The 22,759-nt window shown below is 55.5% G+C and carries 21 protein-coding genes and 1 other RNA gene; 9 read left to right on the top strand and 13 right to left on the bottom strand.

Going from position 1 to position 22,759, the window contains the following annotated elements:
- The first annotated feature begins 27 nt into the window (after nucleotides 1–27).
- From LH23_RS07340 to LH23_RS07360, 5 genes are all read left to right on the top strand, one after another.
- Nucleotides 28–1,161, top strand: a complete 1,134-nt coding sequence (locus LH23_RS07340) for an amidohydrolase/deacetylase family metallohydrolase (RefSeq protein WP_039289596.1) — start codon at nucleotides 28–30, stop codon at nucleotides 1,159–1,161.
- The gene (locus LH23_RS07345; protein WP_039289599.1) at nucleotides 1,145–2,257 is read left to right on the top strand and encodes a DgaE family pyridoxal phosphate-dependent ammonia lyase; all 1,113 of its coding nucleotides are present in this window, start codon (nucleotides 1,145–1,147) and stop codon (nucleotides 2,255–2,257) included. Before LH23_RS07340 ends, LH23_RS07345 begins: the two co-directional genes overlap by 17 nt.
- 2 nt (nucleotides 2,258–2,259) lie before the next feature.
- The gene (dagF, locus tag LH23_RS07350; RefSeq protein WP_039289601.1) at nucleotides 2,260–3,000 is read left to right on the top strand and encodes a 2-dehydro-3-deoxy-phosphogluconate aldolase; all 741 of its coding nucleotides are present in this window, start codon (nucleotides 2,260–2,262) and stop codon (nucleotides 2,998–3,000) included.
- 141 nt (nucleotides 3,001–3,141) lie between these two features.
- Nucleotides 3,142–4,293 (top strand): lactonase family protein, encoded by a 1,152-nt coding sequence (locus tag LH23_RS07355; RefSeq protein ID WP_039289603.1) that lies wholly within the window; start codon nucleotides 3,142–3,144, stop codon nucleotides 4,291–4,293.
- A gap of 46 nt (nucleotides 4,294–4,339) precedes the next feature.
- Nucleotides 4,340–6,250 (top strand): BglG family transcription antiterminator, encoded by a 1,911-nt coding sequence (locus LH23_RS07360; RefSeq protein ID WP_039289606.1) that lies wholly within the window; start codon nucleotides 4,340–4,342, stop codon nucleotides 6,248–6,250.
- A gap of 152 nt (nucleotides 6,251–6,402) precedes the next feature.
- Here the strand turns inward: LH23_RS07360 and dolP are convergent, their stop codons facing one another.
- Genes dolP through LH23_RS07380 form a run of 4 tightly spaced genes read right to left on the bottom strand, consistent with a single transcriptional unit; the run spans nucleotide 6,403 to nucleotide 10,078 of the window.
- Complete coding sequence (gene dolP, locus LH23_RS07365) at nucleotides 6,403–6,978, bottom strand: division/outer membrane stress-associated lipid-binding lipoprotein (RefSeq protein WP_008453679.1); 576 nt, start codon at nucleotides 6,976–6,978, stop codon at nucleotides 6,403–6,405.
- 32 nt (nucleotides 6,979–7,010) lie between these two features.
- Entirely contained in the window at nucleotides 7,011–7,601 is a 591-nt protein-coding gene (diaA, locus tag LH23_RS07370) for a DnaA initiator-associating protein DiaA (protein WP_008453676.1), read from the bottom strand.
- A gap of 21 nt (nucleotides 7,602–7,622) precedes the next feature.
- Nucleotides 7,623–8,018, bottom strand: coding sequence for a YraN family protein (locus tag LH23_RS07375; protein ID WP_039289611.1), 396 nt, complete (start codon nucleotides 8,016–8,018; stop codon nucleotides 7,623–7,625).
- A complete protein-coding gene (locus LH23_RS07380; RefSeq protein ID WP_039289615.1) occupies nucleotides 7,976–10,078 on the bottom strand; it encodes a penicillin-binding protein activator in 2,103 nt (700 codons plus the stop codon). The genes LH23_RS07375 and LH23_RS07380 overlap by 43 nt, the downstream gene beginning before the upstream one ends.
- A 61-nt stretch (nucleotides 10,079–10,139) precedes the next feature.
- Here LH23_RS07380 and rsmI point away from each other — a divergent pair, with 61 nt between their 5' ends.
- Nucleotides 10,140–11,006 (top strand): 16S rRNA (cytidine(1402)-2'-O)-methyltransferase, encoded by an 867-nt coding sequence (gene rsmI / locus LH23_RS07385; RefSeq protein WP_039289618.1) that lies wholly within the window; start codon nucleotides 10,140–10,142, stop codon nucleotides 11,004–11,006.
- 142 nt (nucleotides 11,007–11,148) lie between these two features.
- Nucleotides 11,149–11,751, top strand: coding sequence for a hypothetical protein (locus LH23_RS07390; RefSeq protein WP_039289619.1), 603 nt, complete (start codon nucleotides 11,149–11,151; stop codon nucleotides 11,749–11,751).
- Nucleotides 11,752–11,793: 42 nt separating this feature from the next.
- On the opposite strand, the gene LH23_RS07395 is transcribed toward LH23_RS07390, so the two are convergent.
- From LH23_RS07395 to kbaZ, 8 genes are all read right to left on the bottom strand, one after another.
- Nucleotides 11,794–13,683 (bottom strand): enterotoxin, encoded by a 1,890-nt coding sequence (locus tag LH23_RS07395; RefSeq protein WP_039289622.1) that lies wholly within the window; start codon nucleotides 13,681–13,683, stop codon nucleotides 11,794–11,796.
- A gap of 22 nt (nucleotides 13,684–13,705) precedes the next feature.
- Nucleotides 13,706–14,584 carry a tagatose-bisphosphate aldolase subunit KbaY gene (gene kbaY / locus LH23_RS07400; protein ID WP_039289625.1) on the bottom strand — a complete coding sequence of 293 codons (879 nt, stop codon included), beginning with the start codon at nucleotides 14,582–14,584 and terminating at the stop codon, nucleotides 13,706–13,708.
- A 10-nt stretch (nucleotides 14,585–14,594) separates the two neighbouring features.
- Nucleotides 14,595–15,752, bottom strand: a complete 1,158-nt coding sequence (locus LH23_RS07405) for an SIS domain-containing protein (RefSeq protein WP_039289627.1) — start codon at nucleotides 15,750–15,752, stop codon at nucleotides 14,595–14,597.
- Nucleotides 15,753–16,099: 347 nt separating this feature from the next.
- Nucleotides 16,100–16,534, bottom strand: a complete 435-nt coding sequence (agaF, locus tag LH23_RS07415; RefSeq protein ID WP_039289633.1) for a PTS galactosamine/N-acetylgalactosamine transporter subunit IIA — start codon at nucleotides 16,532–16,534, stop codon at nucleotides 16,100–16,102.
- A 12-nt stretch (nucleotides 16,535–16,546) separates the two neighbouring features.
- Nucleotides 16,547–17,416, bottom strand: a complete 870-nt coding sequence (gene agaE, locus LH23_RS07420; protein ID WP_039289635.1) for a PTS N-acetylgalactosamine transporter subunit IID — start codon at nucleotides 17,414–17,416, stop codon at nucleotides 16,547–16,549.
- Nucleotides 17,406–18,188 (bottom strand): PTS N-acetylgalactosamine transporter subunit IIC, encoded by a 783-nt coding sequence (gene agaW, locus LH23_RS07425; protein ID WP_039289638.1) that lies wholly within the window; start codon nucleotides 18,186–18,188, stop codon nucleotides 17,406–17,408. Before agaW ends, agaE begins: the two co-directional genes overlap by 11 nt.
- 10 nt (nucleotides 18,189–18,198) lie before the next feature.
- Entirely contained in the window at nucleotides 18,199–18,672 is a 474-nt protein-coding gene (gene agaV / locus LH23_RS07430) for a PTS N-acetylgalactosamine transporter subunit IIB (protein ID WP_039289641.1), read from the bottom strand.
- A gap of 24 nt (nucleotides 18,673–18,696) precedes the next feature.
- A complete protein-coding gene (gene kbaZ / locus LH23_RS07435; RefSeq protein ID WP_039289644.1) occupies nucleotides 18,697–19,989 on the bottom strand; it encodes a tagatose-bisphosphate aldolase subunit KbaZ in 1,293 nt (430 codons plus the stop codon).
- A gap of 251 nt (nucleotides 19,990–20,240) precedes the next feature.
- On the opposite strand from kbaZ, the gene LH23_RS07440 reads away from it, so the two are divergent.
- Complete coding sequence (locus tag LH23_RS07440; protein ID WP_039289647.1) at nucleotides 20,241–21,050, top strand: DeoR family transcriptional regulator; 810 nt, start codon at nucleotides 20,241–20,243, stop codon at nucleotides 21,048–21,050.
- Nucleotides 21,051–21,109: 59 nt separating this feature from the next.
- An RNA gene (gene rnpB, locus LH23_RS23160) (RNase P RNA component class A) lies at nucleotides 21,110–21,486 on the top strand.
- Between the two features lie 182 nt (nucleotides 21,487–21,668).
- On the opposite strand, the gene LH23_RS07445 is transcribed toward rnpB, so the two are convergent.
- Complete coding sequence (locus LH23_RS07445) at nucleotides 21,669–22,595, bottom strand: bifunctional helix-turn-helix transcriptional regulator/GNAT family N-acetyltransferase (RefSeq protein ID WP_039289650.1); 927 nt, start codon at nucleotides 22,593–22,595, stop codon at nucleotides 21,669–21,671.
- Nucleotides 22,596–22,759 lie beyond the last annotated feature (164 nt).

The raw sequence follows: 22,759 nt of genomic DNA on the forward strand, positions 1-22,759 counted from the left end.
GCTCGCCCGCCAGTTAAGGAGAAAGATATGTTTGACCTGATCCTGCGCCAGGCGCGGCTGGTGGACGATACCGTGATCGATATCGCCCTGAAGGACGGCAAGATTGCCGCCTTAGGCAAGATAACCGGCGAGGCAACTGAAGAGCGCCAGCTGAACGGCAGGTACTACGTCAGCGCCGGCTGGATTGACTCCCACGTTCACTGTTATCCCAAGTCCCCTATCTACCACGACGAACCTGACAGCGTAGGGATTCATACCGGCGTGACCACGGTCGTTGATGCCGGAAGCACCGGGGCCGATGACGTCGACGATTTCTATCAAATCACCCGCAGCGCCGCGACGGAAGTTTATGCGTTGCTCAACATCTCCCGCGTGGGCCTGATTGCCCAGAACGAACTGTCCAATATGGCGAATATTGACGCTGACGCCGTGCGCGGCGCGGTGAAGCGCCACCCGGACTTTATCGTGGGCTTAAAAGCGCGGATGAGCAGCAGCGTGGTGGGAGACAACGGAATTACGCCGCTGGTGCGCGCTAAGGCTATCCAAAAAGAAAACGGTGACTTGCCGCTGATGGTGCACATCGGCAACAACCCACCGGACCTCGATGAAGTGGCCGAGCTGCTGACCAGCGGCGATATCATCACCCACTGCTATAACGGTAAGCCGAACCGCATTCTTAATCCGGCCGGGCAACTGAGAGCCTCCGTGGCGCAGGCGATTCAGCGCGGCGTGCGTCTGGATGTCGGGCACGGCACCGCCAGCTTTAGTTTTGACGTGGCGCGTGTCGCTATTCAGCAGGGCATTCTGCCGCACAGCATCAGTTCGGATATCTACTGCCGCAACCGCATCAGCGGCCCGGTGCATTCACTTGGCGCAGTGATGTCGAAATTCCTCTCCATTGGCCTGTCGTTGCCTCAGGTTATCGACTGCGTGACCGCTCACGCTGCCGATGGATTACGTCTGAAAAATAAAGGTCGCCTGGCCGTGGGGCTTGATGGCGATCTGACCGTCTTTGAGCTGCGCCGCCAGCCAACGGTATTTACCGACGCAGAGCAGCAAACGCTGACGGGTGACCAGGCGCTGGTGGCGTTGGCCGCAGTGCGCGCCGGGAAATGGTTTACTACCGAACAAGGGAAAGCTGAACATGTCTTCGATCTATGAAAAATACAATTTAAAACAGGTGATTAACGCATCTGGCCGCATGACTGCCCTCGGTGTGTCTACGCCTCGCCCGGAAGTGGTGGACGCGGTCACCACCGGCATGAATCACTACTTCGAAATGAAGGATCTGGTCAACAAGACCGGCGCCTACATTGCCGGGCTGCTCGACGTTGAAGCGGCGACCGTGGTGTCCTGCGCTTCTGCCGGTATTGCCCAATCTGTAGCTGCGGTGCTGGTAAAAGACAATCAATGGCTGATCGAGAACCTGCATGCCGCCCCGCTGGAGAACAACGAGATTGTGCTGCCGAAGGGCCACAACGTTAACTTCGGTGCGCCGGTCGGCACTATGGTGAACCTGGGCGGCGGCAAAATCGTTGAAGCGGGCTACGCCAACGAATGTTCAGCAGACCAGCTGGCTGCGGCCATTTCTCCACGCACGGCGGCCATTCTTTACATCAAATCCCACCATTCGGTGCAGAAAAGCATGCTCAGCGTTGAGCAGGCTGTTGTCGTGGCACGTAAGCACAACCTGCCGCTGATTGTTGACGCTGCAGCAGAAGAAGATTTGCAGTGCTATTACCGCGCCGGGGCTGACCTGGTGATTTACAGCGGGGCGAAAGCCATTGAAGGCCCAACCAGTGGGCTGGTGATCGGCAAAGAGCAGTACGTCGAGTGGGTGAAGCTGCAAACTGGCGGCATCGGGCGTGCGATGAAAGTCGGTAAAGAAGGCATTCTCGGCCTGACCTGCGCGATTGAGCATTACCTGAGCGCGGCCAAAGAGAGCGGGGCCGAAATGGTCGCCAAAATGACGCCGTTTATCGACAGCCTGAACACGCTGAACGGCGTTACCGCGCGCGTGGTGTGGGACGCCGCTGGCCGTGATATCGCCCGCAGCGAAATCAAGTTCGATGAAGCGACCGTTGGCATCAGCACCGGCGAACTGGTCAGCAAGCTGAAACAAGGCGAATACGCCATCTACTTCCGTGGCTACAAGGCTAACGAAGGCATTATTGAAGCGGATGTGCGCAGCGTAAGTGCGGCACAGCTGGAGATTATTTACCGCTGCATCAAAGCGCTGGTAAGCAAGGAGAAATAAGCATGAAACTGACCCCGAATTTTTACCGTGACCGCGTGTGCCTGAACGTCCTGGCCGGCTCCAAAGAAAACGCCAAAGAGATTTACCAGGCGGCGGAAGGCCATGTGCTGGTCGGCGTGTTATCTAAAAACTACCCGGATGTAGCAAGCGCGGTCGCCGACATGCGTGATTACGCGGCGCTCATCGACAACGCGCTGTCCGTTGGCCTTGGTGCAGGCGACCCGAACCAATCTGCCATGGTGAGTGAAATCTCCGGCCAGATTCAGCCCCAGCACGTCAACCAGGTGTTTACCGGCGTGGGCACCAGCCGCGCGCTGCTGGGCCAGAATGACAGCGTGGTCAACGGCCTGGTTTCACCGACCGGCACCGTCGGGATGGTAAAAATCTCCACCGGCCCGTTAAGCTCTGGCGCTGCAGACGGTATCGTGCCTGTGGAGACCGCGATTGCGCTGCTGAAGGATATGGGCGGCAGCTCAATCAAATATTTCCCGATGGGTGGGCTGGACTGCCGCGAAGAGTATCAGGCGGTAGCGGAAGCCTGTGCGAAGCATGATTTCTGGCTGGAGCCGACCGGCGGCATCGATCTCGAGAACTACGAGGAGATCCTGAAGATTGCGCTGGATGCCGGCGTTAGCAAAGTGATCCCGCATATTTACAGTTCGATTATCGACAAGGCCAGCGGCAATACGCGTCCGGCAGATGTTGCCACGCTGTTGGCGATGACGAAGAAGCTGGTGGGGTAAAGCGCTCGCTGTTTCCCCTCTCCCAAAGGGGCGAGGGGGAAAATAAAGACTGATGTGACTAAGAAAGATCCCCTCTCCCTTTTAGGGAGAGGGTTAGGGTGAGGGTATAATCCTCATCAACCACACTTCGAGGACAAACGCATGTCTGCACGCACTCTGCTTGTTGCTTCATTTGCCTTACTCGCCGCTGGCAACAGCGCGGCGCAAAGTCATTACGCTTGGGTGGGAACCTACAACCCGAACGGCGAAGGACTTTACCGCTTCCAGGTTGACACCAAAACCGGCGCGCTTAGCGAGAAAACGCTGGTCAGCTCGCTGCCGAACGCCGCACAGCTCACCGCGTCGCCGGACGGTAAAACGCTGTATGTGGCCAGCGAAGCCGAGAAAGGCGTGGTAGCGGCATTGCGCGTGGGCGATGACGGAAGTGTGACCGAACTGAATCAGGTATCTTCCGGGGGCGCGGGCCCGGTTTATCTGTCTTTAACGCCGCAGGGCAAGCACCTGCTGGTGGCTAATTACGTGAGCGGCTCAATCTCCGTGCTGCCGATTAATGCAGATGGCAGCCTGCAGGAAGCCAGCGACAAGCATCAGGACAGCGGTGAGCCGGGGGCGGCGAAACCAGAAGCTGCGGTAGAAGGCAGCTTTGCCGCCAGCGATCATAACGGCCCGCATGCCCATATGATTGCCGCCGATCCGAGCGGCAAGTTTGTCTTCTCCACCGATCTTGGCCTGGATCGGATCTACCAGTATCGCTTTGATCAAAACAAAGGTGTGCTGGAGCCAAACGATCCGCCGTTTATCGCCGCCTCTTCAAAAGGCGCAGGACCGCGCCACTTTGTCTTTGCCGCAGACGGCGCGAGCCTGTGGTTGATTAACGAAGAAGCTTCTACGCTTACCCATTACAAGCTTGACCGAGAGAAAGGCACGCTGACCGAAGGAAAGACGATTTCTTCCCTGCCAAAAGGCTATAAGGGCACGAGCTTTGCCGCGGGCCTGGTGCTGAGCCACGACGGCAAGCAACTGTATGTGGCCAACCGCCTGCATAACAGCATCGCGCATTTCAGCGTGGGCGCTAATGGCGAGCTTACGCACCAGGACGATATCTGGACGCGAGGCGACTATCCACGAGGCCTGACGCTGGATAATACCGGCAAACATCTTTATGCCCTGAACCAGCGCAGCGATAACATTACTCGTTTTAGCGTGGCACCGGGCAACGGTAAATTAACTTTTATCGAGGATTATACGGCGGTGGGAAGCCCGTCACAGATGGTCTTCACCCCGTTTAAGTAAAGCAGGACGGGGCGCTTAAACGCCCCGATAACCAAAGGAAGCGGTAGTGAGATTCCCCAATCAACGGCTGGCTCAGCTTTTTGAGATGCTGCAAAACGAAACGCTGCCCCAGGATGAACTGGCGCGGCGTTTGTCCGTTTCTACTCGTACGGTTCGGGCCGACATCACGGCGCTTAATGCGCTGATGTCAGGCTTCGGGGCTCAGTTTACGCTTACCCGCGGTGCGGGCTATCAACTGAATATCGAGGATACTGAGCGTTACGGCGAGCTGGTGCAGCATCGCCCGCGTCAGCTTCGTATTCCTCGCACTTCGCCAGAACGCGTGCATTACCTTGTGGTGCGTTTTTTGACGGCGGCGTTTTCACTGAAGCTGGAAGATCTGGCCGAAGAGTGGTTTGTCAGCCGGGCCACGCTGCAAAGCGATATGGCCGAAGTGCGGGAGTGGTTTAACCGCTATCACCTGACTATTGAGACACGCCCGCGCCACGGCATGAAGCTGTTCGGCAGCGAAACGGCTATTCGCGCCTGCCTGACCGATCTGCTGTGGCAGTTAGCCTTAGAGGACAGCGAAAATCCGTTATTGACGGAAGAAGCGCTGAACGCGGGTGTCCCGGAGTTGCTCGCCGGTTCGCTGCACGATTGCTTTACCCGCTGCCACATCCGCCTGACCGATGAAGGCGAGCAGTTTATTCGCCTCTATTGTTCGGTGGCGGTTCGTCGCATCAGCGAAGGCTATCCGCTCCCGGAATTTACGGCGGATAACGTTGATGTCCAGGTGAAAGAGGCGGCCAGACAGATTGCCGCTCTTCTTCAGCAACTGGCGGGTAAGCCGCTTTCCGAAGCTGAAGAGCAGTGGCTGCAGGTGCATATCGCCTCGCGGCAGGTGCAGGAAGTGGCGCCGAGCGCGATCAGCGCCGACGATGACGAAGCGCTGGTTAACTACATCCTGCGCTACATCAACACCCACTATAACTACAACCTTCTTAGCGACGAGCAGCTGCACGCCGACCTGCTGACCCACATCAAGACGATGATCACCCGGGTGCGCTACCAGATAAACATCCCGAACCCCCTGCTGGCTAACATCAAACAGCATTATCCGCTGGCTTACGACATGACGCTGGCGGCGGTCTCAAGCTGGGGAAAATATACCCCTTACGCCATCAGTGAAAACGAAATTGGTTTTCTGGTGTTGCACATCGGCGTGGGTCTGGAACGCCATTACAACATTGGTTACCAGAGGCATCCTCGCGTGCTGCTGGTTTGCGATACCGGGAATTCGACGGTGCGTATGCTGCAGGCGATGCTGCTGCGTAAATATCCGCAGGTGGAAGTGACCAACATTATTTCTCTGCGCGACTACGAGCAGCTCGAAACCGTGGATGAGGACTTTGTGATCAGCACGGCGCGCATCAATGAGAAAGAAAAGCCGGTGGTGGTGATGGCGCCGTTCCCGACGGACTATCAGCTCGAACAGCTTGGCAAGCTGGTGCTGGTGGACAGAACAAGGCCTTACATGCTGGAGAAATTCTTCGATGCCAGCCATTTCCGCATTATCGATCGGCCTATGACTCAGCAGCAGCTGTTCCTGACACTCTGTGAGCAGCTGGAGCGGGAAGGCGTGGTTGATGCAGATTTTCATCCGTCGGTGGTGGAGCGCGAGGCCATCGTCAGTACCATGCTGGGCGAAGGCATTGCGCTGCCGCACTCGCTGGGCCTGCTGGCGAAAAAAACGGTGGTTTACACCGTGCTGGCGCCGCACGGTATTAGCTGGGGGGATGAGACGGCACACGTGATCTTCCTGCTGGCGATTAGCAAAAGCGAATACGAAGAGGCGATGGCGATTTACGACCTGTTTGTGACGTTCCTGCGTGAGCGAGCGATGGTTCGGCTGCGCGAGAGTAAGGATTTTGACAGTTTTAAAGCGGTGGCGATGGAGTGCCTGAGTAAGCTGTAATTGCAGTTGACCCTCACCCCGGCCCTCTCCCTGGAAGGGAGAGGGGGAATTCAGTGGGCGAATTTATCCCAGCTTTAAGGAATATTGGGATTAAATGGGCGGGCTTTTTTATCCCCTCTCCCCTGTGGGGAGAGGGTTAGGGTGAGGGGCCGTTATTTCAGGATCGTGAACGCGGTGGTGACGTGCTTCACGCCGCTAACCCGGCTGGCAATATCCGCCGCGGCTTTACCTTCACGTTCGGTTACCAGACCAAGCAGGAACACTTCGCCATTCTCCGTAGTGACCTTCACGTTAGACGATTTCACCTGGTCGCTGGTGAGCAACTGAGAGCGAACTTTTGTGGTGATCCAGGTATCGCTAGACGCAACGCCCAGGCCGACCGGAGCCATAATTCGAATCTCGTTATAGACTTCGGTTGCGCCGTCTACGCCCAGCGCAATTTGCTTCGCGCGAGAGGCGAGATCCGGATTAGGAGACTGACCGGCCAGTAACACTTTGCCCTGGTAAGCCGTCACGTTAATACGCGCTTCTTTCTTGATTTGCTCATCCTTGTTGAGCGCGCTGTTCACGCGTAATTCAAGCGTGCCGTCATCAACCTGAGTCCCAACGGTGCGTGGGTCTGTCGCAGTTTTTGTCGCTACGGCGGCGCTTCCCACAACAACGGCACCGACGCAGCCCTGTAGCAACAGCGCGGAAATAAGAACTGCGACTGGCGTAATGGCCTTCATGTTCATTCCTTCTCCTTTCTCAAAATTAGCTATTAGCCATCCTGGTGGGGAAATAGCGTATTGTCGATCAGATCGCATAAACAGTTTACCGTCAGCATATGCATCTCCTGGATGCGGGCGCTGCGATGAGAAGGGATTCGGATTTCAACATCCTGTGGCCCCAACAGTCCTGCCAGTTCGCCGCCGTCATAGCCCGTCAGCGCGACGATGGTCATGTCGCGGGTGACAGCGGCCTCAACCGCTTTGACAATATCACGGCTATTGCCTCGGGTGGAAATCGCCAGCAAAACGTCCCCGGCGTGGCCCAGCGCACGGACCTGTTTGGCATAAACTTCTTCATGCAGACGGTCGTTAGCGATCGCGGTTAAGACCACATTATCTGCATTAAGTGCAATGGCCGGTAAACTAGGGCGCTCTGTTTCAAAACGGTTGATCATGCTGGCAGCAAAATGCTGTGCGTTGGCGGCGGAGGTACCATTGCCACAACAGAGGATTTTGTTGCCGTTCAGCAAAGACTGAACCAGCGTCATCGCGGCACGGGAGATGGCGTCCGGCAGGGCTTCCGCTGCGGCAATCTGAGTTTGAATACTTTCCGTGAAGCAGACTTTGATTCTTTCGAGCACGTTGATTCTACCTGGAGTTTTTTAGATATCGGCGGCAAACGCGTTGGTCAGCCACGCTATTTCATTGCCGGTGAAAGCTAACACATCGAAACGGCAATCTACAGTATCAAAACTTTGACCTTTGCCGCTAAGCCAAACCTGAGCGGCATGCAGCAGGCGCAGTTGCTTGCTGCGCGTTACGCTGGCGGCGGCTCCGCCGAACTTATCGTTACGCCGAAAACGCACTTCCACAAAAACGATAACCTGCTGCTGTTGCATGATGAGGTCGATTTCGCCGCCGCGAACATGCACGTTCGCGGCCACAAAGCGCATTCCTTCGCGCTCAAGATAGCGACGCGCCTGCTGTTCATAGTGCGCGCCGCGTTGCTTGCGGTTCAGGAGACCGGAACGATCTGGCCCTGACTGAATTGCAGCCAATTTAACTTCCTGTTAATGACGCAGTCCTGGCTGGCGGTGAGCTGCCCGGTGTTGCCGTTGACCTGGTAGCCCGGCACCTGGCGTATCTGCGAGAAGTGGCTGGCCAGCGTCCAGGCATCAACGCCCATGGCATACAGACGCGCTAGAGAGTAGTCATTATTGACGCTGCTTAACGCCTGCTGCATCAGCTGTGGATTGCCGCCGGAAAGCATCGGGATTTCGCTAAACTGCAAACCTTCCATTTCCAGGCGGTAGTCCGGGCCGTTCACGCCCTGCGAGCTGCGCGAGCTGGCATACAGCTGAGCGCTGCTGCGGCTGCCGGTGCGCATCGCAATCATCGGTTTGATCAGCGCCACTTCTTCAGAGGTCGCAATGATATAGACCGCATCGACGTTGCCGCTGCTGCCTGCAGTGATTTGCGCATCAGTAGGTGCAGCCGGAATAGTCAGCCCGCCAATGGTGACGCCTGGTGGCGTATTGGACGGCGTACTTACCGGGGTGCCAGTCAGGGCAATCCCGGAACCGCTGTTAATGCCGCGCTTCAGGTCGCTCACTGAACCAAATTTCTGCTGCAGTACCAGACCGCCGCCGAGTTTCTGCCATTCGGTAGCAAAGGCTTTCGCCACCCGGTCGCCCAGAGCGTTTGAAGGGATCAGCATCAGCGGATTGCGGTGGCTTTGCTGCCAGATGTGATCCGCGGCGTCGCGGGCTTCATCCTCTGGAGACAGCGCGAAATAGCAGATGTTAGGGCGATTCTGCACGTTTTCAGGCTGGTTAAGCGCCAGAATATTTAACGGGCTGTTGGTGCTGGCCAACTGGTCAACATTGTTTTTTAGCAGCGGGCCAACGACCAGCGTGGCGCCGTCCTGCTGTGCCTGGGCCAGAACTTGAGAGAGCGGCTGGCTGCTAGTGTCGTAAATCTTAATTTCTGCCGACGGGTTCGCGGCAACAGATGGTGCGGTTTGCGCGTCTGGCTGGGCAACCGGTGCGGCAGGTGTTGCGGTTTGCGGCGTTGCGGCCTGTGCCTTCTGGTCTGTCAGATCGCTGACGGACGCGCTTGCCGGACTCACTGCAGCATTAGGATCTGCGGGGGCCTGAGGCTCTTGCGGCTGAGGCTGTTCTTGAGGCTGAGCAGACTGTTGTTGCGCATTAGGATCTACGGGCTGAGCGGCAGGCTGAACGGCTGCAACCGGTGCGACGCCGTTGTTTTTTGCCGCTTCAAACCCTTGTTCAATCGCGCGGCCAAACACTGCAGCCTGGCCGTTGAGCGGCAGCAGGAGAGCGATTTTACCAGTTGAGGCCGGTTTGAAGTTTTGAACATTCACCAACTGAGTCGGCAGCGTTTTTGAGCCTGGATTATTCGGGTAGCGCGTTTGCCAGTCCTGAATCCCGGCTTTCAGCATGTTAGGATCGTTACGGTTATCGCTCCAGACGTGCTGCAGATCCAGCCAACCCTGCAGGGTATTTTCGTCGGCGTTAATTACCAGGCTGTTCATTTGCTCTGGGGAGAACTGCGACAGAACCTGCCAGGTGCCATCAATGTTCTTTTGATGTGCATCGCCTTTCAGCAGCGGTTCCTGAGCAATGTACGCGCGCAGCAGCGCTAAAGACGGGCGTCCCTGAGAAGCGTCAATCACAGCCTGGTAATAACGGCTCTGTTGGCCCTTGTCGAGTGCGCTCGGATCAATCTTTTCCAGCAGGGCAGAGGCGGCGCTGAAATCTTTCTGCGCAATCTTCACTTCCGGCACCAGCAGTTGTTGTTCACGAGCTTGAGCATCGTTGAGCTGCTGCGGCAGTTGGTTATACAACGCCACGGCCTGCTGAGGTTTGCCTTCCTTTAGCAGGGAACGAATGGCGAGTAATTGCCAGTTGGTCTTGCTATCATCTGCACTTTGCTGCATTTGCTGCAGATAGTAAGCGGACCCGGCGGTGGTGTCGCCCTGCAGCAGCGTGGCGGACTGATCCGGCGCCTGGGTTGAACAGCCGGCAAAAATCAGCGCCGCGAGCAACACAGGCAGGCAGCGCCCGGCTTTTGAACGATTCAAGGTTGAGGGTAGCATTCTGTATCCAGTGGTTTTATTTCCCAATGTACAATATTAAATCGGCAATACGGATGAAACAATGAAACAACACGAAACGGCGGCGATTTCAGCCAGTACGCTCTACATCGTCCCGACGCCTATCGGCAACCTCGGGGATATCACCCAGCGGGCCCTCTCGGTGTTGCAAAGCGTTGATCTGATTGCCGCAGAAGATACCCGTCATACCGGACTTTTGCTGCAGCATTTTGCGATTAATGCGCGACTCTTCGCACTTCACGATCACAATGAGCAACAAAAAGCTGAAACGCTGCTGGCGAAGCTGCAGGAAGGCCAAAGCATTGCGCTGGTGTCCGACGCCGGTACGCCGCTGATTAACGACCCGGGTTACCACCTCGTGCGCACCTGTCGCGAAGCGGGAATTCGCGTCGTGCCGCTTCCTGGCCCATGCGCCGCTATCGCTGCACTCAGCGCCGCTGGCTTGCCGTCTGACCGCTTTTGCTATGAAGGTTTTCTGCCTGCAAAATCCAAAGGCCGCCGCGATGCGCTGAAGGCGATTGAGCAGGAACCGAGAACGCTGATTTTCTATGAATCCACCCACCGCCTGCTCGACAGTCTCGATGATATCTGCACGGTGCTGGGCGAATCCCGCTACGTGGTGCTGGCGCGCGAGTTGACCAAAACCTGGGAGTCGATCCACGGCGCGCCCGTAGGCGAGCTGTTGGCATGGGTGAAGGAAGATGAAAATCGCCGCAAAGGCGAAATGGTGCTGATTGTTGAAGGCTTTAAAGTCCAAAGCGATGACGAACTGCCCGCCGAAGCGCTACGTACGCTGGCGTTGCTGCAGACAGAGTTGCCGCTGAAAAAGGCGGCAGCGCTTGCCGCTGAAATTCACGGTGTGAAAAAGAATGCCTTGTACAAATATGCGTTAGAAAACAGCGAGAAGTAGTTTTCTCGAGCCGGCTCCTGGTTTTCACATCGCAACGCGGTTAGCGTTTAAAAAACGAACTCCCTGGTGTTAATTTGTGCATGACTGAATGACTTTAAGGGAGTTAAAGTTTATGCCGGTATTGATACCAGGAGATTCAAGGATGGTCGTTTACCCCATCAGTTACAGCCCTGCAGCATTAGAAAGAGCATTCGAGATTTCTGGAACCACGGAAATTCTTGGTGAACCCGCTTTAATCATTTTTCGCAGAGATAAAACTGCGGCGGCGATTATCTATGCTGAACCGACTCTTGATGACAACAACGAACTTCGCCATCTCGTGGTAGCTAAGTTGGATCTTGTTCCTCGTAAAAGCACCAGGCAGGAAGAATCTATTGTTGCCGTGAAGCGCTACTGGGAAGCGAAAGCCGTGACTCAGGTTGAGGGGGTGGTTGTGGAGAGCCCGGCACGTGATACGCGAGTCGCAACTACGCTTTATGAGCATCTTATCCTGGCTAAGGATCTGATCTTAATGAGCGATCATGAGCAGTACTCTGGGGGGCAGGGAATTTGGCGGCGTATTGCACGTTCATCGAAGCACGTTAAGGTGTTTGTGCTGAATACCGAGAATGGGCACTTCTATCCCTATGACGGAGAGCGTGTTTGCTATGACGGTGAAAGCATTCCTGAATCTGAGATTTGGAGCCTGTCTCCTGATGAATCCCGCCGTGGTATTGTGCTGGTGGCAGAGAAGGCTTGTGAATAACAGCGTGAATAAGGCCCGATATATTCGGGCCTTATGATTTTGTTAGTTTACCGGCGTTGCCTCAATCACCAGCGTTTCCAGCGGTTTCAGCGTCACAACCAGCGGCTTGCGGTAGTCGTTGGTTAATGTTCCGTTCTTGCCGTAAACCTGCTTCAGCGTAAAGCGCGTGGCCTCGCCGTTCGGCACTTCAAAGCTCTTACTCAGGTCGAGATAGTAGCTTTGCGGCTTATCCGACGGGTTCCGCAGGCCCAATATCGCTTTCTCTTTACTCCACGATGCCCAGCCGTAAACCTCAAGCTGCGTCGGGTCGCCGCCAACCCAGTGGCTGTCGACCAGCACGCTGCTGTTCGCCCTTGACCACTTCGCCGCGTCGGCAAGCGTGTCCCATTTGGCGTTGTTCAGCATTGACGGCGTGATGTACAGCTCCTGCAGCTGCGTGCCGGTGGCGAAGTAGCTCCAGGCCTGGTCCGCAAAATCCTGGTCCGTTTGTACTTTTTCCAGCCCAAAATAAGCATGTTCGGCGCTGACGATACCGTGATACATCAGTGAGTTAATCGGGAACAGTGGACCTTTACGCACGATGGAGCGATAAGTTTCCGCGTCGCGATAGGTTATCCACTGTTGCACCGGCGAACCTTTGCCATAAACGTTGATGTCATCGCCCTGGCGCCAGATGGAGTCGGCGTAGAACAGCCAGGAGGGGCTGGCATTGGTACCTGTTGTCAGGTTTATAAACAGGTCTTTGTTGGCGGCGCGCATGTTCTTGATAAGCTCGATAGAAGCATCAAAATCAGAGGCGTAGGGGCTGCCCTTGATGTACGAGTTGGCGTTGCCCATGCCGTCGAGCTTAAACGAGGTGATATGTTCGTTTTTGATAAGCCCGATGATTTGCTGATTAAAATTGCGGAAGTAGTTGGGGCCTGAGAGGGCAAATTTGCCGTCCACGGTTTCAAAGCCGTTCTCTTTGGCGTGTGAAACGCGCACGTCGCGTGGTTTGTTATAGCCACCCCATGGTGAGAGCCACAGCCCAACGGAAGTATGCAAACTGTCTGCTTTTTCTTTGATAACACCAAATCCGTGCTTAAACGCCGGGCCAAATAGCCACTTCCCGGTCAAATCGTCCCAGCCGTCATCCAGCAGGAAGCCGTCGAGCTTCACGCTCCGCTTGCTTATCAGTTCGCTGGCGTATTCATCCATGCGGGTCAGCACGTCCTTCTCGGTGTAGGGCGTAAAGAAACCGATGTCCATCCAGCTGTTGTAGTGCAGATAGGGCTGGTAAGGGCGCGGGCGCATGGCGTTGATAAATTCATTAAAGCTACGGCGAAGCTGGTCTGTTGCTTCAAACGTGCCGAAGTAGACCGTATAGGTCACCGGGGCATCGGTTTTAATCGGCGTTTTGAGTTCAACATTCAGATTAGTGGTGGTTTCGTAGGCGTAGGTATTCACGATCGGTTTTTGCGGCAGCATATAGAAACTGTCCGCCACGATGGGGGAACTGTTGATGGCGCCGCTGACATAAGGTGCCTGAGCCTGGCCTTTGGTTGGGAAGAAGGTGATCTTCGCGACTTCTCGAGGCTGGCCTTTGGCCTGCAGCGTATAGTCTACCGCCGCGTATTTGCCCTTCAGCAGCTTCAGGGTCACGTTGACCGAGAAATCGTCCCGCTCGTAATCAATCTGAATGGCATCTGCGGTTTTGCTGACGTTTTTGATTTTAAAGTCGGCGGTATGGATAACTTTTTCGTCCGGCAGCGTCAGGAAAAATAGCTCGATGGGTGCCAGTTTATGGTCGGACAGCTGGTCTTTCACCACTACCGCCGAGCCTGAATCGTCGAAAGAGACGGCAAGGTTGGTGTTTTCCAACTGGTACTGAGCCGCCAGCGCGGCGTTGCTCATGAACATAATAAGCAGGGAGCTTTTTATTATTGTCTTCATCAGAGGTCCTTACGTCAGAGAGTTAAAGCGCCGCTGCTGATTCCGGCAGCAACTTATTCGCCGAGCCGCATACAGCGACTTTGCTACGCACCACTTCTTTCATCGCGTCCATGCCGACGCGCATGTAAAAGCGTGGGTCGTTGCCTTCCGGGTTAGCGCCAAACCATTCTTTCACCGCTGCGGCGAAGGCGATTTTTAATTCCGTGGCGACATTCACTTTGCAGACGCCAAGCTCGATGGCGCGGCGAACAAACTCGTCAGGCACGTCACTCGCGCCGTGCAGCACTAGCGGGATGCTGACGATGTCGCGGATCTCGCCCAGCCGTTTGAAGTCTATTTTCGGGCGTTTGGTATACAGGCCGTGCGCGGTGCCGATGGCAACCGCCAGGCTATCGACGCCGGTGAGCTCGACAAAACGGCGGGCCTCTTGCGGATCGGTCAGAAAAGCGCTTTCTTCATCCACATCCATGTCGTCTTCCACGCCGCCCAGACGGCCCAGTTCGGCCTCGACGCTGCAGTCGTTGCGGTGGCAAAACTCGACTACGGATCTCACCAACTTCACGTTGTCAGCAAAGGGGAAGTGGCTGCCGTCAATCATGGCGCTGCGCACGCCCGCGTTAACTTTGCGGCTGATGTCCGCCAGGCTTTCGTGATGATCGAGGTGCAGCGCCAGTGGTATGCCGTAGCTTTCGGAATAGGCGTGGCACAGCGCGTAAATCTCTTCGAAAGCGATATGTTTAAAAGTGCCCGGTGTACCGGCGAGGATCACCGGGGAATGCAGTTCTTTGCATACTTCAAGAATCGCCTGGATGGTTTCGGCATTGTGGATATTAAACGCTGGTACCGCATAGCCTCTGGCCTGCGCGTCCTGAAGCAGATACTTCGTGGAGATAATGCTCATGATGAACCTCTCAGCCTTTCCAGGGATGAATGACGACGCCTTTAACTACGCGGTTAACCGTGCCGCTGGCGGAGGGCGTGTCCGGCGTAATGCCTGCTTTAACAGAGGAGGTGAGGGCGAAAACCTGGGCATACATCAGGAAGCAAAACGCCTGCTCAACATCGAGGAACGTGCGATCTGCCGCAGGCATCAGGATGTGAGGACCTGATGTGATTTCAGGGCTGATGGAGGCTGAAATGGCGATCGTTTGCATGGCCAGGCCGTCGCGGCGCAGCTCCGCCAGAAGATCCAGATCGTACTGGCGAGTGTACGGATCGCTTGAGACCAGCACGATCGCCAGCGTTTTATTATTGACCAGGGATTTTGGACCGTGCCTGAAGCCGGTGGGTGTGTCATAAAACGCCGCCAGCTTGCCAGCAGTGAGCTCAAGCACCTTCAAAGAGGCTTCTCGCGCCACGCCCTGCAAGCCACCGCTGCCAAGGTAGACCACGCGTTCGTAGGGAAGATCGCCAAACGGGATTTCGCTGAAATCGCCTTGTGAATGAATGATTTGGGCACAGCGGTGAGCGACATCCTGAAATGACTGCGTGTTGATAACGTCCGGGGCGAAAACCCCAAGGCAGCTGGCCATCATGGTCGTGATGCTGCTCGTCATAGCAAAACCACGATCGTGAGTTTCCGCAGGCATCAGCAGCGGCAGTGAACGGTTGTCCTCCAGCGCGCTGCGGTAGAGGCTACCGCCCTCGTTACAGGTGATGGTTATGTGATAGCAGGATTTCACGAGCTGGTTGGCAAGTTCCACCGCCGCCACGCTCTCGGGGCTGTTACCGGAGCGAGCGAAGGAAACCAGCAGCGTGGGCTGTTCAGGGGAGAGATAGTCCAGCGGATTGGTCACCAGATCCGTAGTCGGCACGGCAACAAACTGTTTGCCGGTGTGACGAGACAGCCACGGTGCAATGATGTCGCCGATAAATGCCGAGGTCCCAGCACCAGTAAGGATAATTTTTAACTTGTCGTTCGCAAGTAGCGGATTAAGGAAGGCGGCGATCTCGTCGCGCGTGCGGTCTATCTGTTGTAGGGAACGGATCCAGCTCACGGGCTGCTGGCGGATCTCTTTTTCAGTCCAGGTCGTGTGGCTGCGATCTGTGGCCGTGGAAGTTTCACTCATGACTCAGTCCTTAGCATTACAGCGTCAGATGTCGGCTTTTTATCGCCATAATCTTTCGTTTTGTTTCATTTGATGGTTTACAGTGCTTTATGAAAATTTATAGAAAGGAATCGACAAGATCAACATGCAAAATGAAATAAAACGAAAATCATGACGCAGATCTTCGTTTGTGTCTAACATATTGTTTTTAATGATTTTAATTGAAAATAAAACAATTAAGAAAAGAAAAAGAAAGGCCCGTAGCGGATCTCGCCACAGGCCAAAGTGATGCATAATGAAAGCAGCAGGAGCCGCCGCCTGCATTAAACGGGGGGCGAAACTGGAGATGAGCAATCCGATCTTTTACTTCAGATGCCTTCTTCGCTGGCTTCCGTTGCCCGGTGGCGCGCCATCTCGTCGACCAGGCTGGTCAGGCCGCGATGCCCGCATTCCAGCGCCATCCGGCGAAACTCGCTGCCGTTTAGCCCTTCGCGCTCCAGTACCATCTCCAGCAGTAGCTGCAGATTGACGCCTGTAACGACCTCGCGTCCCGGCTTCTCAAGCGCCAGCGTCGAGGCAACACGAAAAGGCGTGCCACCCAGCAAATCCGTCAGAAAGACCAAACCTTCGCGTTCATCCAACTGGCCGATAGCGGCTTGAAATTGTTCCGTCAGCCGTGCGGTGGAGGAGGTTTCTGGAAAGTCGATGGCAATAATCTGCGGCTGCTCGCCGAGGATCTGCTTCATTGCCTGCTCCATCCCACTGGCAAAGCCTCCGTGGCCGCTCAAAATGATGCTTAACATCTGCTTTTCTCCTCAGAGGAAGTGAAGGAACTTCCCAACAACGGCTAAAACGACGGTGATGCAAATCAGACGCAAGGGGCTCCAGCCACGGCGCACCAGGGCGTACATTGCCAGGGTATAGACCAGCGGCAAAAACGCCGGCATCAGTTTGTCGATGACGTCAGCCTGAAGCTTAACTACCGCATCCCCGGCCGTAATTTCAAGCGTAGTGGATAGCCGAACATAGGTTGCCACGAGGGCACCGATAACGGTCATCCCGACGATGGAAGCGGCATGCCCGACCTTACGTGTATTGGCCTTAATTAACGGAATGGCCGCCACGCCCATGCGGTAAGCGTAGTGCGCCAGGCCGAAACGCAGACCCAGATGCACCACGTTAAACAGCACGATAAACACGATGGCACCGAGTATCGATCCCTGAAGCGCCAGGCTGGCGCCGATGCCGCCGCAAATTGGCAGCAGCGTCAGCCAGAACATTGCATCCCCGATGCCGCCGAGCGGAGCACCAACGGCAATTTTTGTGCTCTGGATGCTGTTTACATCCTGCTTCGAGCGTTCCATCGCCAGAATAATGCCGATCACAAAGGTGACCAGGAACGGATGGGTATTGAAGAACCCCATATGCCCCTGCATCGCCCGCGCCAAATCGCGTTTGTTGGTGTGGATCTTTTTCAGGGCAGGCAGCAGGCCATACAGCCAGCCACAGGCCTGCATACGCTCGTAGTTAAACGAGGCCTGCAGCAACATTGAACGCCATGCCACGCGGTTGATGTCTTTCCGGGTTAGCTCCGCGCCAATCTTCTGATCTTCATAAATATTATCGTTTGCGATGATGTTATCAGACTCAATGGCCTGTGAAAGCGTTTGGGTATCAGATGCCATCTTCGAATTCCTCTTTCTGGACGCGAGCGGGCTGCGGGGGAGTAGGGTCTTTACGCATCAAATCCATCAGGGCCAGCGCTAGCGCGGCGGCGGCAATCGCCAGCACCGGTAATTTCAACCAGGCTGCGCCAACAAAGCCGATGATGAAGTAGGGGATATAAACGTTTTTCATCATGATTTTCAGCAGTACGGCGAAACCGATAGCCGGCATGATGCCTCCGGCGACGCCAAGCCCGTCAATCAACCGCGCGGGCAGCATGTCGATGGCCGTTTTGGCATGTTCAGCGCCAAAATAAATGGGTAAGAAGGCACACATAAAATAGAAGATGCCGAGTGCGAGCATCGCCAGATAGTTAATGCGCTCGATGCCATTGGTGTCGGCGTTTGCTGCCATGCGGTCGGCACGCGCCATGACGCCGGACATCACGGAGAACAGGAAGGTGATGCCCATCTGCACCGCAACTGCAAAAGGCACCGCGACGCCGACGGCGACTTCGGGCTTCACGCCGGTGGTAATGGCAAAAGTCGTGCCGACGATGGTGCCGATAATGACGTTAGGCGGCTGCGCGCCGGCGAGCGGAGCCAGGCCCATCCACACCAGCTCCAGAGTGCCGCCGGTGAGAATACCGGTGTGTAAATCGCCAAGAATAAGGCCAACCAGCGGGCCAAGGACGACGGGACGGTGCATATGGGTCAGGCCGTTGAACATATCCAGACCGGCGATAAAGGCCAGCAGGCCCAGGGCTATCGCTTGCAGTAAGCTGATTTCCATAGCAAATACCTCAGAGAAGTTTATAGAGATCCTGAGCTGATTCCGTCGGTACACCCTGCACAAAACATTCGACGCCGGCCTGTTTCAGGCCGGAGAAGGCGGCAATGTCCTGTTCATCAACCGACACGGTTTTAGCCACCTGCTTTTTGCCTTCGACGTAGTGCATGTTGCCCACGTTGATGCGCGTAACCGGCACGTTGCCGTTTACCAGGGTGAGGAAATCCCGCGGATTTTTGCAGACCAGCAGGATCTTCTGGCGATCGGCAGCACGATGAATGTTGTCGATGACTTTTTGCAGCGGCCAGAAGCGCACCGCAATTCCTTCTGCCAGCACCATCTCCATCAGGTTCTGCTGGATGGGATCTTCCGCCACCTCATCATTCGCGACCAGAACCAGGTTTGCGCCGGAAAACCCGACCCACTGCACGCCAACCTGACCGTGGATCAGGCGCTCATCAATGCGGCTTAAGACAATATTTGGCATGGTATTTCCCTTATTATCATTGTGTTAATGAGGATTTTGCTCACCGTGACAGGCCGCGTGATACTGGCGCAGCACATCCTGAATATGGTCGATAATCAGTTCATGAGGTTTAGCCGCCAGCTGTGCTTCCCGCACTTTGGCGTACTGAAGCGGCAGGTACTGGCTGATTAACGGCAGTGGAATAGGCTCGTGGGCAAGGTTCCTGACTAGCACATCGTAAGCCTCATCGATATCGCGATCCGGCCAGTAGTAGCGTACGCGGTCAGAGTAGCTGTAGCCGCGTGCCAGACGTAGCGCATCGCCGTTGCCGTGATAGTGCTGCTGCCAGTGCTCCGGGTGATCAAGCATCACGCTTTCCAGGACGTCCCTCAGGCCGGAGCATTTGTGTGCCGGGAGCAGTTCTCGCTCAATGGCTGATAGGGAAAAAAGGGCTTCACGCAGGGCAAAAGTCAGGGCCGGGCCGACTTTTAGGATCGCAAAGTGATCTTCCACTAACTGATGCAGCGCCTGAGTGGTCTGGTAATCCGTTGAATGCGCTTCAAAAACCATCGTTGGTGAATCTGCGATGAGTTTGCTTAGTGCCCGGGCTTTTTCCGGCTGATAATCAATCACCTGGGTGTGGTCGAACTCGACGCCGGGTTGAACAACAAGGCCAATAATTCGCGGCCAGATCTGACTCAGCCCTTGTTCTGCAAAAGCCTGGCGGTGAGCTTCCAGCGTGGCGTCTGCGGCCTGCGGCGTGGTGACGGCGAGCTCAGCGAGAGTTTCATGGGCACCGCCAGGGACTGGCACTTCAGTACCGATGATGTACACCAGATCGGCATGGCCAAAGTGGTCGATACAGGTTTGCTCGGCAATCAGCGCCAGTCTGGCTGCTCGCCCGGCAACGACGTCATCCGTGAGCGGCACGGGATCGTCTGCACAAGACATGCTGCAGTCGAGGTGTATTTTCTTGAAGCCTGCGGCGACATAGCTACGGATCAGCTCTTCGGCATGGGACATTGCCTCTTCGGCTGGCCGGGTTTGCCAGCGGTTTGGCCCAAGATGATCGCCGCCGAGTATCAGGTTGGCATAAGGAAAGCGGTGTTGTTCCGCGAGTTGATAAACGAAACCGCAGAAATCCGCAGGTGTCATCCCCGTATAGCCGCCGTACTGATCTACCTGATTAGAGGTCGCTTCAATAAGCAAGCTGGTGCCGGCTTCACGAGCGTGGCGCATGGCGGCCTCAAGCACCAGCGGATGCGCGGAGCACACCGCAAAGATCCCGCACTGGTTGTTCCGTTTATGGTTAGCGACAAATTCGATCAACTGTTTCACTTTCCTCTCCACGGCGATGGGTTAAAACATTTTCTTTCGATTCATTTCATTTAATCGTGCCTGAATGACGTTTGAGAATAAAAAGAAAGATACTGGAATTGCGATCTGTTTCGCAAAAGAAACATAGTGAAAGTCGATGGTGTGCTTACAGCACCTTTTGAACGAAGATTCCTGGGGCTTGCTTTCTGCTAAAAGAAAGGTGTTAATAGGCAAATAGAAATGAAACGAAAGATATATTGAAAGGTTACCCTATGAGCAACAGCGATACCGCAACGGACAAACGTATTCCGGGTACCAGCGAAAGGCGCGAGCAGATTATTCAGCGCCTTCGCCAGCAGGGAAGCGTGCAGGTAAATGATTTATCTTCTTTTTTTGGTGTTTCTACCGTCACCATTCGCAACGATCTCGCGTTTCTTGAAAAGCAGGGCATTGCGGTTCGTGCCTACGGCGGAGCGCTGATTTGTGAGCCCGGCAGCGTGGTAGCAGAGCCTTCGGTGGAGGATAAAAGCTCGCTGAATACGTCTCTGAAGCGCAGCATCGCGCGTGTGGCTGCGGACTTGATCCAGCCCGGCGACAAGGTGATTCTTGACTCCGGCACCACGACATATGAAATCGCCCGGCTAATGCGCCAGCATAAAGAAGTGATCGCCATGACCAACGGTATCAACGTGGCTAATGCGTTGTTAGAAGCTGAAGGGGTTGAGGTGCTGATGACCGGCGGGCACCTGCGCCGCCAGTCGCTATCGTTTTACGGCGACAGCGCGGAACAGTCGCTGCAAAATTATCATTTCGACATGCTGTTCCTCGGGGTGGATGCTATCGACCCGGAACGCGGTGTGAGCACCCATAACGAGGATGAAGCGCGCCTCAACCGCAAGATGTGCGAAGTCGCCGAGCGTATTATCGTGGTGACAGATTCCAGTAAATTTAACCGCTCCAGCCTGCATAAAATCATCGATATCCAGCGCATTCACCGGGTAATCACCGATATAGGCATTCCTGCAGATAGCCTGAGCGCGCTGCGTAAGAGCGGGATTGAGGTTGTGCTGGTGGGCGACTAGCTTTTCGTTTCTGGCGGGCCCGCGTGACAGGGGAGATGAAACCCTCTATACTGCGCGCCGAAGCTGACCAGACAGTCGCCGCTTCGTCGTCGTCCTCTTCGGGGGAGACGGGCGAGGGGGAGGAAAGTCCGGGCTCCATAGGGCAGGGTGCCAGGTAACGCCTGGGGGGGAAACCCACGACCAGTGCAACAGAGAGCAAACCGCCGATGGCCCGCGCAAGCGGGATCAGGTAAGGGTGAAAGGGTGCGGTAAGAGCGCACCGCGCGGCTGGTAACAGTCCGTGGCACGGTAAACTCCACCCGGAGCAAGGCCAAATAGGGGTTCACATGGTACGGCCCGTACTGAACCCGGGTAGGCTGCTTGAGCCAGTGAGCGATTGCTGGCCTAGATGAATGACTGTCCACGACAGAACCCGGCTTATCGGTCAGCTTCAACTCATTCATATCGAAACGCCCCGTACAGTGAAAGCTGGCGGGGCGTTTTGTTTTCAGAAACAACAAGATGAATGACTGTCCACGACGCTCTTCATAGAAAGAAAGCGGCTTATCGGTCAGCTTCAACTCCTTAATAAACGCCCCGCAGGTGCAAGTTTGCGGGGCGTTTTGTTTTCAACACAGCCTATTTCAGCGTTTTAAGCATGCAGATCTCACAGCTGTTGTGGCCGGTGTTGCCCAGGTTGCCGTCCAGATGCTTGAAACCGAACGCTTCGTAGAGTGAGACCGCCGAGCTGAGTTCATTTAGCGTTTCCAGGTAGCAGTATCGATAGCCGAACGCTTCGGCTTGCTCTATCGCCAGCGCCATCAGGCGTCTTCCCAGGCCCATGCCCGTCACGCTGCTGTCCAGATAGAGTTTCTGCAATTCACAATATTCTTCACCTGCGCCCTGCAGCGGGGCGATGCCAACGCCGCCTAAAATCTTGCCCTCGTGTTCAACTACCCAGTAGCCGGAACCGGAGTTTTGGTAGGCGCTGGTCAGGTCATTCAGCGCCGGATCGTGCAGGCTCACGCCTTCGAGATGATCGATTTTGTTATCGCGAAAGCTTTGGCGGATCACGTCAGCGATAGCGAGATTGTCCTCTGCGCGAATGGGCCGGATCTTAACCTGAAGATCCCTCTGGCTGCGGGCATTGACCAGCGCGCGAGTCAGCGATTTGACCGACTGATAGATCTGCTGCTTTTCGCTGTCTGATGCCAGAGAAAGGGCCTGGGCCGTGAAGTCGTTAGCGTGTTCGGTAAGATCTTTCAGTGCGGCAATGCCCTCCTGGCTAAGGTTGAACACAGTGGCTCTCCCGTCGCTTTCATCCTGCGTTCTTGCCAGCAGATGGGCACTTTCAAGACCGCGAAGCGTTCTGCTAATGCTGGATTTTTCCACGCACAGGCGGCGGGCAAGCTCCGTTACCCCGGCAGGCTTGCGATCGAGTTCGATCAAGATATGGCTTTGTAACGGCGACAGATCGGTCCCGCTGCTTTTCCTGTTCAGCATGCCCAGCTCGCGCACCATCTCGCGCAGCGCGGCGCGGAATTCTTCAATTTCGTTGGTCTGCATAGTAACTCACATCAATGAGGGAAATGTATTTGGTTAACACTGTTAACTAGTTTGTGTATCATACCGAAATTAAACAGGCAGACAAGTGACCAGGAGGGGCAGGATGCAAAACAGAGAACCGGATGCAACGGACAGAAGGATTGTGATCGGCACGATCGTTGCCG

It is taken from the genome of Cedecea neteri, from assembly GCF_000758305.1.
GTDB lineage: Bacteria > Pseudomonadota > Gammaproteobacteria > Enterobacterales > Enterobacteriaceae > Cedecea > Cedecea neteri_C.

What these genes read in the sequence shown, in the direction of transcription:
- LH23_RS07445 (WP_039289650.1), bottom strand. Translation starts at nt 22,595, where the DNA reads ATGCAGACCAACGAAATTGAAGAATTCCGCGCCGCGCTGCGCGAGATG.
- LH23_RS07380 (WP_039289615.1), bottom strand. Translation starts at nt 10,078, where the DNA reads ATGCTACCCTCAACCTTGAATCGTTCAAAAGCCGGGCGCTGCCTGCCT.
- LH23_RS07395 (WP_039289622.1), bottom strand. Translation starts at nt 13,683, where the DNA reads ATGAAGACAATAATAAAAAGCTCCCTGCTTATTATGTTCATGAGCAAC.
- dolP (WP_008453679.1), bottom strand. Translation starts at nt 6,978, where the DNA reads ATGAAGGCCATTACGCCAGTCGCAGTTCTTATTTCCGCGCTGTTGCTA.
- LH23_RS07355 (WP_039289603.1), top strand. Translation starts at nt 3,142, where the DNA reads ATGTCTGCACGCACTCTGCTTGTTGCTTCATTTGCCTTACTCGCCGCT.
- rsmI (WP_039289618.1), top strand. Translation starts at nt 10,140, where the DNA reads ATGAAACAACACGAAACGGCGGCGATTTCAGCCAGTACGCTCTACATC.
- LH23_RS07390 (WP_039289619.1), top strand. Translation starts at nt 11,149, where the DNA reads ATGGTCGTTTACCCCATCAGTTACAGCCCTGCAGCATTAGAAAGAGCA.
- LH23_RS07345 (WP_039289599.1), top strand. Translation starts at nt 1,145, where the DNA reads ATGTCTTCGATCTATGAAAAATACAATTTAAAACAGGTGATTAACGCA.
- agaW (WP_039289638.1), bottom strand. Translation starts at nt 18,188, where the DNA reads ATGGAAATCAGCTTACTGCAAGCGATAGCCCTGGGCCTGCTGGCCTTT.
- kbaY (WP_039289625.1), bottom strand. Translation starts at nt 14,584, where the DNA reads ATGAGCATTATCTCCACGAAGTATCTGCTTCAGGACGCGCAGGCCAGA.
- dagF (WP_039289601.1), top strand. Translation starts at nt 2,260, where the DNA reads ATGAAACTGACCCCGAATTTTTACCGTGACCGCGTGTGCCTGAACGTC.
- LH23_RS07340 (WP_039289596.1), top strand. Translation starts at nt 28, where the DNA reads ATGTTTGACCTGATCCTGCGCCAGGCGCGGCTGGTGGACGATACCGTG.
- LH23_RS07405 (WP_039289627.1), bottom strand. Translation starts at nt 15,752, where the DNA reads ATGAGTGAAACTTCCACGGCCACAGATCGCAGCCACACGACCTGGACT.
- agaF (WP_039289633.1), bottom strand. Translation starts at nt 16,534, where the DNA reads ATGTTAAGCATCATTTTGAGCGGCCACGGAGGCTTTGCCAGTGGGATG.
- LH23_RS07440 (WP_039289647.1), top strand. Translation starts at nt 20,241, where the DNA reads ATGAGCAACAGCGATACCGCAACGGACAAACGTATTCCGGGTACCAGC.
- agaV (WP_039289641.1), bottom strand. Translation starts at nt 18,672, where the DNA reads ATGCCAAATATTGTCTTAAGCCGCATTGATGAGCGCCTGATCCACGGT.
- agaE (WP_039289635.1), bottom strand. Translation starts at nt 17,416, where the DNA reads ATGGCATCTGATACCCAAACGCTTTCACAGGCCATTGAGTCTGATAAC.